Below are 15287 nucleotides of genomic sequence, written 5' to 3' on the forward strand. Positions count from 1 at the left end.
CTCATCGGATCAGTTCGCATATGGATTTGCAACGCTTCAAAGCCAATCTGGCGCTTCGGCTGTTTGCCTGGCGCTACATTCCCGTCATCGGGTTTTGTGCCCCGATCATCGAAGAGATGAACGCCAAGGCGCTGCGCATTCGCATTCCCCTTGGCTGGCGTACCCGCAACCACCTGGGCAGCATGTATTTTGGCGCGCTGGCGACCGGCGCCGATCTGGTAGGCGGTCTGCTGGTGATGGAGAAGGGGCGGCAGCGGCGCAAGAAGGTGCACTTCGCCTTCAAGGATGTGCAGGGGGAGTTTTTGAAACGACCGGAGGGGGATGTGCAGTTCGACTGCGCAGCGGGGGAGGAGATTGACGCCATGATCGACGAGTCGCTGGCAAGCGGTCAGCGCATCAATCGCCCCATCCAGGTGGTAGCCACCTGTCCGTCATTGAACGGGGATGAGGCGATGGCGCGTTTTGTGCTGACCCTGTCGATCAAGGCCAGCTAGCGGGTTGCCGGAGAGTGGCTCCCCGAAACGGGTTTAGCCAATCTCCGGGCTGACGCCCTCTTTCACCACGACCTTCATGCCGTTGAAGTTGACCACCTGTTCGGCCACGATCTTGCAGCGCTTGCGGGTCTCCACCTGACCGTCCACCTCGACCAGCCCTTCGGCAACGAGGGCTTTGGCGGCGCCGCCACAATCGGCCCACCCCTGATGTTTGATAAGGTCACACAAGGCAACGAAGGGGTGACCTTCGAGCAGAAACGTCTCCATGGGAAATCCTCTAGATGGATGAATGCCGGATACAGCAGGGCGACTATTTTAGGCAGTTCGCTCAGGCAAAGAAAGGAAGAGGGGCCACTCGCTGCGAAAAAGTGGCCGATTGTCCTTGAGGTGGCGCTTTCGCAAGACCTGATGGAGAGGTGAGAGGGCCAACCGTGACGTATCGTGACGCACCTCGTCCCTGCTGGTGTGCCCACACTAGCCCCTTACTGTTAGGATCGGGTCACTCTCAATGGCCCAAGGAACTTTCCATGACACTCTCCCGCCTGCTGCTGGCATGCAGCGCCCTGACCCTGTGCTGTGTCGCGCAGGCCAGTACTCCGGTGCAGGTCTCGCTGCCCGGGGTCAATTTGCCCGCGTCCCATCAGGTGGAAGGGGCGCGCGCCTCGCTGCTCTACGGTCGGACCGGTCAGGTGAAGGGTATTGATCTGCCGATCTTCGCCCTCTCCGATGTGGATCAGTTCAGCGGCCTGCAGCTCGGGATCTTTCTCGGTGCCGGTAGGGTGCGCCACCAGTTTGGCGGAGTTGCCATCAACGCCATCAACTGGCACGAAGGGCAGGATACCGGCGTCAATCTGGGGCTGGTCAACCTGACCAATAATGTGCAGGGGCTTAACTGGGGGGCGGTCAATATCGCCAAGGGCAATGCGCTGGCCAACGTCGGCTTCGTCAACTATGCCGAGCGTACCACCTTCCAGATTGGCTTTATCAATGCAACCAAGCACCTCGATGGCTTGCAGATCGGGCTGGCCAACTATGCCGCCAACGGCGTGTTCCCCATTCTGCCGCTGGTGAACTTCCAGAAATCGTTCTGACCAAGGCAGTTCGCTTTGCGTTAAAGGCATCTGCTGATTACCCTGTGCCTCTTGCAACTTGTGACAGGCGAACAGAGGTAATTGATGACGGCAGGGCAAATGAGTGCAATCGGGATCGGCTGGGATGTGCGTGGCTGGCAGGGCAGCGCCCAGGCGGTGGCCGTGGTGGGCTGGCAGGCCGACTCCAACCGCCTGCACTGGCTTGGGGTGTCGCCGCTGTTTCGTCTAAGCTCGCGGGTGGCGCCGGATCTGGCCGCTCTGCTGCGTCCGGCCCTGCAAAACGAGCTGACCCTGATGCAGGTAGAAGCCTGCCCGCAACTGGCGCTCGGTATCGATGCGCCACTCGCTTTTCCCCGTGCCTTGCGGGATCTGCTAAATGGCCAGCCACATAGCTGCGCAGCTCCCGAGCGTGAGATAGACAACCCCTACGCCTATCGCGACTGCGAGCGCTGGCTGTATCAGCAGTACGGCAAGAAGCCGCTGTCGGCCACCTTCGACCGGCTTGGCAACAATGCCACCCTGGCGCTCTCCATGCTGCCGCGACTCTCGGATCTGCAACTGGTGCCGACCGTTGCCCCGAAGGCCAGTCGCGCCGTGCTGGAGGTCTATCCGGCATTGGCCAAAGTGGGCGGCAAGGCCTCTCCGGCACGGCCCGATCTGGCGGCCTTGCTGCCCGCGGGCGTGCTGGCAGGCACCGATCGCTACGATGCGGCGCTCTGCGCCCTGATGGCGCTGCAATATGCCGCTGGTGGCAAGGTGACTGTGTTGCCTGAGCTGATTTCGCCACCCAGTGACATGCCGTGTGATGAGGGATGGGTCTATCACTTTGCCCGTCATGGCGTTGAGTACAACGGGATGTGACGGACGGACGCGGCGCATCATGGCTCCGCTCACCTTGTTGATGTGGGCCAAATGGCGTAAAAAACCTGTCTTTAGTCAGGAAATTGCCTGTTCATCCCGCGCCAAGGTGGCGCATCGTTATCTTCATCCGATATATTGCCCACCTTGCTGATCCTTTGCTGTGGTATTCCCGATGAAATCCGTTCTCTCTATTCAGTCCCACGTGGTCTTTGGTTGTGCCGGCAACAGCGCGGCCGTCTTCCCCATGCGCCGCCTTGGTATGGATGTATGGCCCATCAACACGGTGCAGTTTTCCAACCACACCCAATATGCCCAGGGGTGGCAGGGGATGGCGATGCCGGCGGGTCATATCAGTGCGCTGGTGAAAGGATTGGGCAATATCGAGGTGTTGAGCCAGTGTGACGCCGTGCTGAGTGGCTACCTTGGCTCCGCCGAGCAGGGGGACGAGATCCTGACCGTGGTCAACGCTGTCAAGGCGGCCAACCCCGATGCCATCTACTTCTGCGACCCTGTGATGGGTCACCCGGAGAAGGGGTGTATCGTCGCTCCTGGCGTCACCCGTTTCCTGACCGAGCAGGCGTTGCCGGTGGCCGACATGATGGCCCCCAACCTGCTGGAGCTGGAGACCCTCTGCGATACCCATCTGGCTGATCTGGATCAGACCCGCGCGGCTGCCCATCAGCTGCTGGCTCGCGGCGTCAAGCTGGTGCTGGTCAAGCATCTCGGTCGTGCGGCGCAGGACTCCAGCCGCTTCGAGATGCTGCTGGCGACCCCGCAAGGGGATTACCTGATTGCCCGTCCGCTCTATGACTTTGCCCGCCAGCCGGTGGGGGTTGGCGATCTTATCAGCGCCCTGATGCTGGCGAATTTGCTTGCTGGTCACGATGCGGTCAGCGCGTTCGAACGCACCAACGCCTCGGTGGATGCGGTGCTGCAGGAGACCTGGCGCCAGCAGGCTTACGAGCTGCAACTCATCGCCGCGCAAGATGCGTTTGATTCGCCGAAGGTGGAGGTGCGAGCGGTGATACTACCCTGATTGCTGCCATGTCTGAAGCAAAAGAGGTGAGCCATTGGTTCACCTCTTTTTTGTTTGTATCGCTCCCGGCTATGGGGTCAGCGGATCAACCCCTGCTCAACCAGCCAGGCAAACAGCAGACGTGAGACGGGGGAGAGCTCATCGAGGTGAGAGCTGTCGAGCCAGCGCAGCTCGGCAATTTCGGCCGAAGCGATGGGGGTGCCGCTTGCTTCGCCGGTGTAGCAGCGAAGTCTCACCTCGACACCTGCCGGTTTGCCATCGGCCTGGGCGCTGAATTCGCAGGCAAAGCGCAGGGTGTCGGGTTGCAGGGTAACAGCCAGCTCCTCCTCAATCTCGCGGATCAGGGCTGCCTCGTCGCTCTCACCCGGTTCCCGCTTGCCGCCCGGGATGTAATAGATGTCCTTGCCGTGGGAGCGGGCGCAGAGCAGCTGCTGATCTTTAAAGGTGAGCCAGGCAAGTTTGTCGATCATCCGTTTTCTCTCCAATGGGGTTGCCGTGATGAGCAGTGGCGCACTCAAGCACACCGTTGTTTTGCATGCCGGCAGCCTAACAAAGATGAAGTTGAGTCCCAAGGAGAAAGAGGGAAGATGCCGGAAACGCACTGTTTCCTGCGTGGTGACCAGCGTAGCTGGAAGAGTACGCAATGGCTGTTTCACCACAGCCTTCTCGTCCCTAAAAAAGTGGGCTGGCGCACACCACGACAGGGCCGGACTGGGCGAAGGCGGGGCCCTTGTGGTTTAATCTTGCCACTTTAGCGGTAGTGGGCGACGGGCCTGCTACCTTGCGTGGTCAAGATGCAGGTGAGCAAGATGCAGATAGCAGCAGAGAGCAAATTTATCGGACTCGGGGTCGCGGGGAATTTCGCCGGTCATCTGGAGCAGGCGGGTGAAGCGTCGGACTTCGTAGCGGTAGTCGTGCGGGATACCACGGCGCCCAAGGCGCTGTTCCCCTTTTTCGTGCCGGGCCATCCGGGTCAGCTCGGGGTATTCCCGTTGAGCGACAAGGCTATCTTCCTGCCGGAGGCGGCGGTCAGTGGTGACGAGAAGGTGCAGATCGAGCCGGAAGTAGCCCTCTGGTGCGAGCTGGAGTATGCCGGCAAGCAGGTGGTAGCGATCCATCCCCGTGCCTTTGGCGCCTATAACGACTGCTCCATCCGTCGTCCCAATGCCAAGAAGATCAGCGAGAAGAAGAACTGGGGCGAAGAGAGCAAGGGGTTGGCGGCCAATCTGCTGCCGCTTTCCGGTTTTGCCGCCGGTTGCGAGCTCGATGACTATCGCATCGCTTGCTATCTGGAGCGCGATGGCGAGCTGCACGCTTACGGGGTAGACAGCGCCGCCATCGACTACAGCTACTTCCACGGCAAGCTGCTCGACTGGGCCATCGACAAGTTCAATCATCAGCAGGATGAGGGGCCGGCGGAGCACATTCAGGGACTGCTGGCGCAGGCGGGACATCCTCCCCATGCGCTCATCAGTATCGGTGCCACCCGCTATACCCCGTTTGGCGAGACCCACTTCCTCAAACCGGGCGACACCTCCTGCGTGGTGGTCTACCCGGGCAGCCGTTATAGCGAAGCGGATATTCGCGAAGCGATCCGCAGCCGCCACTTTGATGCTGATATGTCGGTGCTGCTGCAAGCGGTACAGGCGCGCTAATCAGGTTGGCTCGCGGGGAGGCCACAGTCATCCTGCGGGCTGCAACAAAGAGTCATTGATGAAGATTGATACTGCAACGCGGGCCGATTATCCGGCCCTGATCGCGCTGTGGGAGGCCTCGGTGCGGGCGTCCCACCACTTCCTGCCCGAGGCCGAGATCCTCGCGCTCAAGCCGCTTATTCTGGAGCACTACTTCGATGCGGTGACACTGCACTGTGCCCGCACAGAAGAGGGGCGTATTGCCGGTTTTTGCGGGCTATGCGATGGCAAGATAGAGATGCTGTTTGTGGCACCGGCGGTGCGCGGCAGTGGCGTGGGGCGTTTGCTGGTGGCACATGCCATCAGCCAGTGCGGCGCGACGCTGGTTGACGTCAACGAGCAGAACGAACAGGCGGTGGGCTTCTATCTGAAGATGGGATTCACCGTGACGGGTCGCTCGCCGCTGGATGGTCAGGGCAAGCCCTATCCGCTGCTACATATGGCGCTGGCGCCGACCTGATCGTGCCTGATGAGGCGCAGTACCCATAAACCAACGGGGGATGGCATCAGCCATCCCCCGTTTTTTGATAGTGTTTGTTACTTGCTGGCGACCTTGTTCACCACCTTGATCAGCTGATAGCGCAGGGAGGGGGCATCGGCTGGTACATCGGTGAGCTGCTCCTTGCTGACTGTGAGCTGATACCGGTAGCCCGGCTCGAACTGGAAGCCCTCTATCTGCTGGTAGAACAGCGTCCAGGGCTGCTGCTCGTCGCTGCGAACCTGCATGCACTGCATCGGGCCAACCCCGACGCAATCGACCAGCTGGCTGTTGATATAGAGGGTCTCACCCTGTTGGACCGTGGTGCCCTGACAGGCGGTGAGCAGCAGGACGGCGCTGGCAAGCAGAGGTTTCATAAGGGCTCCTTGAGCTTAAAAGGGCATTAAAGCGGCAAACAAAAAGGCGGTCAATGACCGCCTTTGTAACAAACCATGTTGATTCAGTTCATTAGCGTTGATCAAGCGGCGTGAAGTCCCGTTGCGGGTGGCCCACGTAGAGCTGGCGCGGGCGGCCGATCTTGCTATCCGGATCGGAGTGGAACTCGTTCCAGTGGGCAATCCAGCCGATGGTACGGGAGATGGCGAAGATCACGGTGAACATGTTCATCGGGATACCGATCGCCTTCATGATGATACCGGAGTAGAAGTCCACGTTCGGGTAGAGTTTCTTCTCGATGAAGTAGGGGTCGGAGAGCGCGATGCGCTCCAGCTCCATGGCCACGTCCAGCAGCGGATCCTTGATCTGCAGCTCGGTCAGTACTTCGTGGCAGGTTTCGCGCATCACGGTGGCACGAGGGTCATGGTTCTTGTAGACACGGTGACCGAAGCCCATCAGACGGAACGGATCGTTCTTGTCCTTGGCCTTGGCGATGTACTCGGGGATGCGATCCACCGAGCCTACTTCCTCCAGCATGCGCAGGCAGGCTTCGTTGGCACCACCATGGGCCGGACCCCACAGGGAGGCGATACCTGCGGCGATACAGGCAAACGGGTTGGCACCGGAGGAGCCAGCCAGACGGACGGTTGAGGTGGAGGCGTTCTGCTCGTGATCCGCATGCAGGGTAAAGATGCGGTCCATGGCGCGTTCGACCACCGGATTGACCTTGTACTCCTCGGTCGGTACCGCAAACATCATATGCAGGAAGTTGCCTGCATAGGAGAGGGCGTTGCGCGGATGCATGAACGGCTGGCCGATGGAGTACTTGTAACACATGGCCGCCAGGGTCGGCATCTTGGAGATGAGGCGGAAGGCGCAGATCTCGCGGTGCTGTTCGTTGTTGATGTCCAGGGCGTCGTGATAGAAGGCAGAGAGTGCGCCCACCACACCACACATGATGGCCATGGGGTGGGAGTCACGACGGAAGCCGCGGAAGAAGAAGGCAATCTGCTCGTGCACCATGGTATGGCGGGTCACGGTACGCTGGAAATCGGCAAACTGTGCCTTGGTGGGCGCCTCGCCGTAGAGCAGGATATAGCAGACTTCGAGGTAGTTGGACTCTTTGGCCAACTGGGCGATGGGGTAGCCACGGTGCAGCAAGACACCCTGATCCCCGTCAATGTAGGTGATGGCAGATTTGCAAGAACCGGTCGCCATAAAGCCCGGGTCAAAGGTGAAATACCCTTGCCCACCCAGCTTTCTAACATCGACAACATCCGGTCCAACGGTTCCAGAGAGGATCGGCAGTTCAACCGGATCTTTCCCGGGCAGGTGTAGGGTGGCTATCTTATCAGCCATAGCACGTCTCCTTTGCTCTTTATAATTTGGTTCCAGTCCTACTCTATTACGACTTTTATGACGCTGGCAAAGGTTGTTACCCATACCGAGGTGGCTGGAGCGCCCTATTTGAAACAGAGTTCCCTATCAATGTCAATTTTGCTGGGGCGGCATTAAAGGCATTAACGGAATGTTAAATTAAATATGCGATCAAGTTTGCGGTTTTGTGTTTTCTTTGTAGCTGTTTGATTGTCTTCGGTTAAGGCCGTCGATATACTGCGCCACGTGGGTCATGGCTGCTGGTGTTTGAAACGCTTTGGCAAAGCCTGATGTGAAACCAAAAATTCGCGTTTTGGCTTTTTCAGAGTGTTTTGGTAACAAATAGCCAACAATCACCATCCCGTGCCCTCAAGTGTGAGTTAAAACAATAACTAACGTGCTCAATAGAGCTGAGTGGGCAAGCGTGAAAAACAAACAGAGACCGGTCAACCTCGACCTACAAACGATCAGCTTTCCTGTCACTGCCATCGCCTCCATCCTGCACCGTGTTTCAGGGGTTATTACCTTTGTTGCACTGGGCATCTTGCTGTGGATGCTTGGCACTTCACTCGCCTCTCCCGAAGGATTTGAGACCGTGGTGTCCATCATGGACAACTTCCTGGTCAAATTCGTATTGTGGGGGATCCTGACTGCGCTGGCTTACCACATTGTGGGCGGTTTGCGTCATCTGGTCATGGACATGGGCTATTGGGAAGAGCTGGAATCCGGTAATCAGAGTGCCCGTGTGGCCTTCGTGATCACCGCGATCCTGGCTGTATTGGCGGGAGTGCTTGTATGGTAACCAATTCTGCAACTTTCGGGCGCAGCGGCGTTCACGATTACATCCTGATCCGCGCCACCGCCCTCATCATGACCTGCTATGTCCTCTATCTGGTGAGTTTTGTCGCGTTCAACGACATCACCTACGAGGTGTGGACAGGTTTCTTCGCCAATACCTTCACCAAGGTATTCACCCTGTTGGCCCTGCTCTGCGTACTGATCCATGCCTGGATCGGTCTGTGGCAGGTGTTGACCGACTATATCAAGCCGGTAGGGCTGCGCGGGGCGCTGCAATTTGCCCTGGTCGTGGTGCTGTTTGTCTATCTGATGACGGGTTTCGTCGTGCTGTGGGGTGTGTAAGGTGACTATTCCAACTCGTGAATTTGATGCTGTGGTGATTGGTGCCGGTGGTGCCGGTATGCGCGCCGCGCTGCAGATTGCCCAGTCCGGCAAGAGCTGCGCTCTGTTGTCCAAGGTTTTTCCAACCCGTTCTCACACTGTTTCCGCTCAGGGCGGGATCACGGTTGCGCTGGGCAATGCCCACGACGACAACTGGCAGTGGCACATGTATGACACGGTAAAAGGTTCCGATTACATCGGTGATCAGGAAGCCATTGAATACATGTGCAAAACCGGTCCCGAGGCTATCTATGAGCTGGAGAACATGGGCTTGCCCTTCTCCCGTTTCGATAACGGGTCTGTCTACCAGCGTCCGTTTGGTGGTCAGTCCAAGAATTTCGGTGGCGAGCAGGCTGCTCGTACCGCAGCGGCCGCCGACCGTACCGGTCACGCCCTGCTGCACACCCTCTATCAGCAGAACGTCAAGAACAAGACCACCGTCTTCTCCGAGTGGTATGCGCTGGATCTGGTGAAAAACCAGGATGGCCATGTGGTGGGTTGTACCGCCATCGATATGGAGAGCGGTGAAGTCGTCTACTTCAAGGCCAAGGCCACCGTGCTGGCGACTGGCGGTGCCGGTCGTATCTACCAGTCCACCACCAACGCCCACATCAACACAGGTGACGGCGTCGGCATGGCGCTGCGTGCCGGCGTCGGCGTGCAGGACATGGAGATGTGGCAGTTCCACCCGACCGGTATCGCCGGGGCAGGGGTGCTGGTAACCGAAGGCTGCCGTGGTGAAGGCGGCTATCTGCTCAATAAAGATGGCGAGCGCTTCATGGAGCGTTACGCCCCGAACGCCAAGGACTTGGCCGGCCGCGACGTGGTGGCCCGCTCCATCATGATCGAGATCCGTGAAGGCCGTGGCTGCGACGGTCCCTGGGGCCCGCACATCAAGCTCAAGCTGGATCACCTCGGCAAAGAGGTGCTGGAATCCCGTCTGCCGGGGATCTGCGAGCTCTCTCGCACCTTCGCCCACGTGGATCCGGTCAAAGAGCCGATCCCGATCATCCCGACCTGCCACTACATGATGGGTGGCGTGCCGACCAACGTGAATGGCCAGTGCCTGACCCAGGACAAGAACGGCAACGATGTGCCGGTGGTCGGTCTGTTTGCGGTGGGCGAGATTGCCTGCGTCTCGGTGCACGGCGCCAACCGTCTGGGTGGCAACTCCCTGCTGGATCTGGTGGTGTTCGGCCGCGCGGCCGGCATGCATCTGGTCAACACTCTGGGCGAGATGGAACATGGTCGCGATGCCTCTGAGTCGGATCTGGATGCCGCACTGGCCCGCTTCAACCGCTGGGAAAATTGCCGTGACGGGGAAGACCCGGTGCAGATCCGCAAAGACCTGCAGCGCTGCATGCAGAACAACTTCTCCGTGTTCCGCGAAGGGGCTGCGATGGCAGAGGGGCTGGCCGAGCTCAAGGTTATCCGCGAGCGCCTCAAGTCAGCCCGTCTGGATGACACCTCCAAAGAGTTCAACACCCAGCGCATCGAGTGCCTGGAGCTGGACAACCTGATGGAGACGGCGTTTGCCACGGCGGTTGCCGCCAACTTCCGTACCGAGAGTCGCGGTGCTCACTGCCGCTTCGACTTCCCGGATCGCGACGATGAGAACTGGCTGTGCCACAGCCTCTATCATCCGGACACCGAGTCCATGACCCGTCGTGCTGTCAACATGTCACCCAAGACCCGTGAGGCGTTCCCGCCCAAGGTTCGGACTTACTGATTGCGGAGCCAGCCCTATGAACGTCACATTCTCTGTCTACAGATACAATCCGGATGTTGATAACGTCCCCCATATGAAGGATTATCATCTTGATATTCCTGAAGGTTCCGACATGATGGTGCTCGATGCACTGATCCAGTTGAAAGAGCTGGATCCCACGCTTGCCTTCCGCCGCTCCTGCCGCGAAGGGGTTTGTGGATCTGACGGTCTCAACATGAATGGCAAGAACGGTCTTGCCTGCATCACCCCGCTCTCCGATTTGCTGAAGAAGGGCAACAAGGTCGTTATCCGCCCCTTGCCCGGCCTGCCGGTGATCCGTGATCTGGTGATCGACATGACCCAGTTCTACGCCCAGTGGGAGAAGGTCAAACCCTTCCTCATCAATGAAGACAAGTTGCCGCCGGTGCGTGAGCACCTGCAATCCCCCGAAGAGCGTGCCAAGCTGGATGGCCTGTACGAGTGTATTCTTTGTGCCTGCTGCTCCACCTCTTGCCCCTCCTTCTGGTGGAACCCCGACAAGTTCATCGGTCCGGCCGGGCTGCTTGCCGCCTACCGCTGGCTGGCTGACAGCCGCGACACCGCGACCACCGAACGGCTGGGTAATCTGGACGACGCCTTCAGCGTGTTCCGCTGCCACGGCATCATGAACTGCGTGAACGTCTGTCCGAAAGGCTTGAACCCGACCAAGGCGATTGGCCAGATCAAGTCGATGTTGCTCAATCGGGCTGTTTAGTATTTGGGCCGGCCCTGTGCTGGCCCGACTTCCGGATAGCCATCCCACCCGTGGCAGGATGGCTGTTTGAACCCTACAAGCTGCGTAGCAGTAACAAGAAGTACAAGGGATAGAAATGCATAACGGCGTGATGAAGGCCTGGTTGGAGTCATCTCACCTGGCTGGTGCGAATGCAAGCTATATCGAGGATTTGTACGAATCCTTCCTGGAAAATCCTGACTCCGTGTCCGACGAGTGGCGCAGCCTGTTTAGCGAGCTGCCCCAGGTCAATGGCCATGCGGTTGAACAACCCCACTCCCAGGTCCGCGATTATTTCCGTCGTCTGGCCAAGGATCCCTCTCGCTACAGTGCCCCCGTCTCCGATCCGCAAGTGGATGCCAAGCAGGTGCGGGTATTGCAGCTGATCAACGCCTTCCGTTTCCGTGGTCACCAGAATGCCAATCTGGACCCGCTGGGCCTGTGGCAGCGTGAAACCGTTGCCGAACTGGATCCTGCGTTTCACAACCTGCAGGGCGCAGATATGGAGGCCACCTTCAATGTGGGCTCCTACGCCATCGGTCGCGAGACCATGGTGCTCTCCGACCTCTACGCCTCGCTGAAGAAGACCTATTGCGGCAGCATAGGCGCCGACTACATGCACCTCACCTCCACGGAAGAGAAGCGCTGGCTGCAACAGCGTCTCGAATCCATTGAAGGGAAGGGGAGCTACACCCTCGAAGAGAAGACCCGTTTCCTCGAGAGCCTGACCGCCGCCGAAGGGCTGGAGAAATATCTTGGCGCCAAGTTCCCGGGAGCCAAGCGCTTCTCGCTGGAAGGTGGCGACGCCATGATCCCCATGCTCAAGGAGCTGATCCGTCGCGCCGGTGAGCAGGGCTGCAAAGAGGCCGTTATCGGTATGGCACACCGCGGTCGTCTCAACGTGCTGATCAACGTGCTCGGTAAACGTGCGCAGGATCTGTTCGACGAGTTTGCCGGCAAGCACGGCGAATCCTGGGGTACCGGTGATGTGAAGTACCACATGGGCTTCTCTTCCGACTTCGCCACCCCGGGCGGCAACGTCCACCTGGCGCTCGCCTTCAACCCCTCTCACCTCGAAATCGTCAACCCTGTGGTCATCGGCTCGGTCCGTGCCCGTATGGATCGTCGCGGTGACAAGGATGGCTCCAGCGTGTTGCCCATCACCATTCACGGTGACTCGGCCATGGCCGGTCAGGGCGTGGTGGCCGAGACCTTCAACATGTCCCAGACCCGCGCCTATGGTGTCGGCGGGACGGTGCGCATCGTCATCAACAACCAGGTTGGTTTCACCACCTCCTATATCCGTGACCTGCGCTCCACCGAATATTGCACCGACATCGCCAAGGCGGTGCAGGCGCCGGTGCTGCATGTCAACGGGGATGATCCGGAAGCCGTGGTGCTGGTGACCCAGATTGCGCTGGATTACCGCAATACCTTCAAACGCGACGTGGTGATCGAGCTGGTCTGCTACCGTCGTCACGGCCACAACGAAGCGGATGAGCCGAGCGCGACCCAGCCTTTGATGTACCAGAAGATCAAGCAGCACCCGACCCCGCGCAAGATCTACGCCGATCAGCTGGTGGCCGAGGGGAGCCTCGCTCAGGAGCGGGCGACCGAACTGGTCAACGAGTATCGTGAAGCGCTGGATCGCGGTGAGCGGGTGAGCAAGGAGTGGCGGCCGATGGAGCTACACTCCGTCGACTGGACGCCGTATCTGGGCCACGACTGGAACATGGCCTATGAGAGTGCCGTGCCGATGGATCACCTCAAGAGCCTCGGCGAGCGGGTGAGCCAGTATCCGGCAACCCACGTGCTGCAGCGTCAGGTCGAGAAGATTTACGAAGACCGCCGTCTGATGGCAGCGGGCGAGAAGCTGGTGGATTGGGGCTTTGCCGAGACCCTGGCCTACGCCACTCTGGTGGACAAGGGTTCCCGCATCCGCTTTACCGGTGAAGACTCCGGCCGTGGCACCTTCTTCCACCGCCACGCCGTGCTGCACAGCCAGACCGATGCCAGCACCTACACCCCGCTGTGCAACCTGCACGACGAGCAGGGCCCGTTCGAGGTGTATGACTCTGTGCTGACCGAGAACGCGGTACTGGCCTTTGAATATGGTTACGCCAGCGCCGAGCCGGCTGGCCTCACCATATGGGAAGCCCAGTTCGGCGATTTCGCCAACTGTGCCCAGGTAGTGGTGGATCAGTTCCTCTCCTCCGGTGAGCAGAAGTGGGGCCGGATGTGCGGCCTGACCATGTTGCTACCGCACGGTTACGAGGGGCAGGGGCCGGAGCACTCCTCCGCCCGTCTGGAGCGTTATCTGCAGATGTGCGCCCAGCACAACATGCAGGTGTGCGTCCCCTCAACCCCGGCTCAGGTATTCCACATGCTGCGCCGTCAGGTAGTGCGCCCGATGCGCCGTCCGCTCATCGTGATGACGCCCAAATCCCTGCTGCGCCATCCGCTGGCGGTGAGCAAGCTCGAAGATCTGGCGGAAGGCACCTTCCAGAACGCCATTGGCGAGATCGACGCGCTGGATCCGAAAGCGGTCAAGCGGGTGGTCTTCTGCTCCGGCAAGGTCTATTACGACCTGCTCGAAGCCCGTCGCAAGGCGGAGCAGAAGGATGTGGCGATCGTGCGTATCGAACAGCTCTACCCCTTCCCGGAAGAGGAAGTGCGCGCCATTCTGGCCGATTACAGCCACGTCACCGATTTTGTCTGGTGTCAGGAAGAGCCGCAAAACCAGGGCGCCTGGTACTGCACCCGTCACAACTATGATGAGGTGCTGCCGACCGGAGCCACCCTGCGTTATGCCGGTCGTCCGGCGTCCGCCTCACCGGCGGTTGGTTACATGTCCGTCCACGCCAAGCAGCAGAAAGCCTTGGTGGAAGATGCCCTTACTCTGGCCTAAGCCCTGAACAAGAAGTAACAAGGAACTGATTAGATGACTATCGAGATCAAGGTACCGGACCTGCCGGAATCAGTGGCGGATGCCACCATTGCCACCTGGCACAAGAAGCCGGGTGATCTGGTTGCCCGTGATGAAGTGCTGGTCGACATCGAAACCGACAAGGTGGTGCTGGAAGTGCCGGCACCGCAAGCTGGCGTGCTGGGCGACATCCTGCAGGCAGAGGGGGCAACCGTTCTCTCCCGCCAGCTGATCGCCACCATCAAGGCGGCTGCCGTGGCCGGTGAAGAGACCAAAGAGAAGCCGGCCGAAGCGGTTGCCGATGATGGCGCCGATGGCCTGAGCCCCTCCGTGCGTCGTCTCATTGGTGAGCACGACATCGACGTGGCCAAACTGACCGGCACTGGCAAGGGCGGTCGCATCACCAAGGATGATGTGGAAGCCTACATCAAGGCGCTGAGCAAGCCTGCCGCAGCCGCTCCGGTTGCTGCTGCGCCGGTCGCACCGGTTGCCGCTCTGGCCGGTCGCAGCGAGAAGCGGGTGCCGATGACCCGTCTGCGCAAGCGCATCGCCGAGCGTCTGCTGGAAGCGAAAAACACCACCGCCATGCTGACCACCTTCAACGAGGTCAACATGAAGCCCATCATGGATCTGCGCAAGCAGTACGGCGAGATCTTCGAGAAGAAGCACGGCATCAAGCTCGGCTTCATGTCCTTCTACGTGAAGGCGGTAGTGGAGTCCCTCAAGCGCTATCCGGAAGTGAACGCCGGGCTGGATGGTGACGACATCGTCTACCACAACTACTTCGACGTCAGCATCGCCGTCTCCACCCCCCGTGGTCTGGTGACCCCGGTACTGCGCGATTGCGACAACATGAGCCTGGCCGACATCGAGAAGGCCATCAAGGAGCTGGCCGGCAAGGGTCGTGACGGCAAACTGACCGTGGATGAGCTGACTGGCGGCAACTTTACCATCACCAACGGTGGTGTGTTCGGCTCCCTGATGTCCACCCCGATCATCAACCCGCCCCAGAGTGCCATTCTGGGCATGCACAAGATCCAGGATCGCCCGATGGCCGTTGACGGCAAGGTCGAGATCCTGCCGATGATGTACCTGGCCCTCTCCTACGATCACCGTCTCATCGACGGGCGCGAATCGGTAGGCTTCCTGGTTTCCGTCAAGGAGCTGCTGGAAGATCCGACCCGCCTGCTGCTGGACGTCTGAGCAACTAACTGAAAGATAACGAGGGGCCCCCGAGGCCCCCACTCACAGGGGATTGAGAAACACGAGCCCCGG

The 15287-nt window shown here is 59.7% G+C and carries 17 protein-coding genes; 12 read left to right on the plus strand and 5 right to left on the minus strand.

Features of this window, described 5'->3' with window-relative positions; all coding sequences use genetic code 11:
- Positions 1–20: 20 nt before the first annotated feature.
- A complete protein-coding gene (locus G5332_RS18005; RefSeq protein WP_019446113.1) occupies positions 21–494 on the plus strand; it encodes a DUF4442 domain-containing protein in 474 nt (157 codons plus the stop codon).
- Positions 495–527: 33 nt separating this feature from the next.
- Here G5332_RS18005 and ybcJ read toward each other — a convergent pair whose 3' ends face one another.
- Positions 528–761: a ribosome-associated protein YbcJ gene (gene ybcJ / locus G5332_RS18010; RefSeq protein ID WP_005361116.1), complete on the minus strand. Its 234-nt coding sequence runs from the start codon at positions 759–761 to the stop codon at positions 528–530.
- A gap of 260 nt (positions 762–1021) precedes the next feature.
- Between ybcJ and G5332_RS18015 the strand changes: the two genes are divergently transcribed.
- The 3 genes from G5332_RS18015 to pdxY all read left to right on the plus strand — a co-directional run bounded on the left by G5332_RS18015 (position 1022) and on the right by pdxY (position 3482).
- Positions 1022–1585 carry a VC2662 family protein gene (locus G5332_RS18015; RefSeq protein ID WP_320546028.1) on the plus strand — a complete coding sequence of 188 codons (564 nt, stop codon included), beginning with the start codon at positions 1022–1024 and terminating at the stop codon, positions 1583–1585.
- Positions 1586–1669: 84 nt separating this feature from the next.
- Complete coding sequence (locus G5332_RS18020) at positions 1670–2446, plus strand: DUF429 domain-containing protein (protein WP_227342698.1); 777 nt, start codon at positions 1670–1672, stop codon at positions 2444–2446.
- 172 nt (positions 2447–2618) lie between these two features.
- Positions 2619–3482 (plus strand): pyridoxal kinase PdxY, encoded by an 864-nt coding sequence (gene pdxY, locus G5332_RS18025; protein WP_216953460.1) that lies wholly within the window; start codon positions 2619–2621, stop codon positions 3480–3482.
- A 77-nt stretch (positions 3483–3559) separates the two neighbouring features.
- Here pdxY and G5332_RS18030 read toward each other — a convergent pair whose 3' ends face one another.
- A complete protein-coding gene (locus G5332_RS18030; protein WP_139478043.1) occupies positions 3560–3952 on the minus strand; it encodes an NUDIX hydrolase in 393 nt (130 codons plus the stop codon).
- 339 nt (positions 3953–4291) lie between these two features.
- Here G5332_RS18030 and G5332_RS18035 point away from each other — a divergent pair, with 339 nt between their 5' ends.
- Both G5332_RS18035 and G5332_RS18040 read left to right on the plus strand, forming a co-directional pair.
- Positions 4292–5137 carry a DUF5718 family protein gene (locus G5332_RS18035; protein ID WP_216953462.1) on the plus strand — a complete coding sequence of 282 codons (846 nt, stop codon included), beginning with the start codon at positions 4292–4294 and terminating at the stop codon, positions 5135–5137.
- Positions 5138–5195: 58 nt separating this feature from the next.
- A complete protein-coding gene (locus G5332_RS18040; protein ID WP_227342699.1) occupies positions 5196–5636 on the plus strand; it encodes an acetyltransferase in 441 nt (146 codons plus the stop codon).
- A gap of 77 nt (positions 5637–5713) precedes the next feature.
- Here the strand turns inward: G5332_RS18040 and G5332_RS18045 are convergent, their stop codons facing one another.
- The 3 genes from G5332_RS18045 to G5332_RS18055 form a co-directional block, all read right to left on the minus strand.
- Positions 5714–6031, minus strand: coding sequence for a DUF4377 domain-containing protein (locus G5332_RS18045; protein ID WP_227342700.1), 318 nt, complete (start codon positions 6029–6031; stop codon positions 5714–5716).
- Between the two features lie 91 nt (positions 6032–6122).
- Entirely contained in the window at positions 6123–7409 is a 1287-nt protein-coding gene (locus G5332_RS18050) for a citrate synthase (RefSeq protein ID WP_005346116.1), read from the minus strand.
- Positions 7410–7598: 189 nt separating this feature from the next.
- Complete coding sequence (locus G5332_RS18055) at positions 7599–7787, minus strand: hypothetical protein (protein ID WP_216953465.1); 189 nt, start codon at positions 7785–7787, stop codon at positions 7599–7601.
- Positions 7788–7851: 64 nt separating this feature from the next.
- On the opposite strand from G5332_RS18055, the gene sdhC reads away from it, so the two are divergent.
- The 6 genes from sdhC (at position 7852) to odhB (ending at position 15215) form a co-directional block, all read left to right on the plus strand.
- Entirely contained in the window at positions 7852–8229 is a 378-nt protein-coding gene (gene sdhC, locus G5332_RS18060) for a succinate dehydrogenase cytochrome b556 subunit (protein WP_005346101.1), read from the plus strand.
- On the plus strand, positions 8223–8567 hold the full coding sequence (gene sdhD / locus G5332_RS18065; RefSeq protein WP_216953466.1) for a succinate dehydrogenase, hydrophobic membrane anchor protein: 345 nt from the start codon (positions 8223–8225) through the stop codon (positions 8565–8567). The genes sdhC and sdhD overlap by 7 nt, the downstream gene beginning before the upstream one ends.
- Before the next feature lies 1 nt (position 8568).
- Complete coding sequence (gene sdhA, locus G5332_RS18070; protein ID WP_013723668.1) at positions 8569–10335, plus strand: succinate dehydrogenase flavoprotein subunit; 1767 nt, start codon at positions 8569–8571, stop codon at positions 10333–10335.
- 16 nt (positions 10336–10351) lie between these two features.
- The gene (locus tag G5332_RS18075; protein ID WP_216978904.1) at positions 10352–11068 is read left to right on the plus strand and encodes a succinate dehydrogenase iron-sulfur subunit; all 717 of its coding nucleotides are present in this window, start codon (positions 10352–10354) and stop codon (positions 11066–11068) included.
- Between the two features lie 115 nt (positions 11069–11183).
- A complete protein-coding gene (gene sucA / locus G5332_RS18080) occupies positions 11184–13994 on the plus strand; it encodes a 2-oxoglutarate dehydrogenase E1 component (protein WP_040066315.1) in 2811 nt (936 codons plus the stop codon).
- Between the two features lie 33 nt (positions 13995–14027).
- Positions 14028–15215, plus strand: a complete 1188-nt coding sequence (odhB, locus tag G5332_RS18085) for a 2-oxoglutarate dehydrogenase complex dihydrolipoyllysine-residue succinyltransferase (RefSeq protein WP_421173129.1) — start codon at positions 14028–14030, stop codon at positions 15213–15215.
- The last annotated feature ends 72 nt before the right edge of the window (positions 15216–15287 follow it).

The sequence above is a fragment of the Aeromonas sp. 603757 genome, from assembly GCF_049171255.1.
Classification (GTDB): Bacteria; Pseudomonadota; Gammaproteobacteria; order Enterobacterales; family Aeromonadaceae; genus Aeromonas; species Aeromonas veronii_A.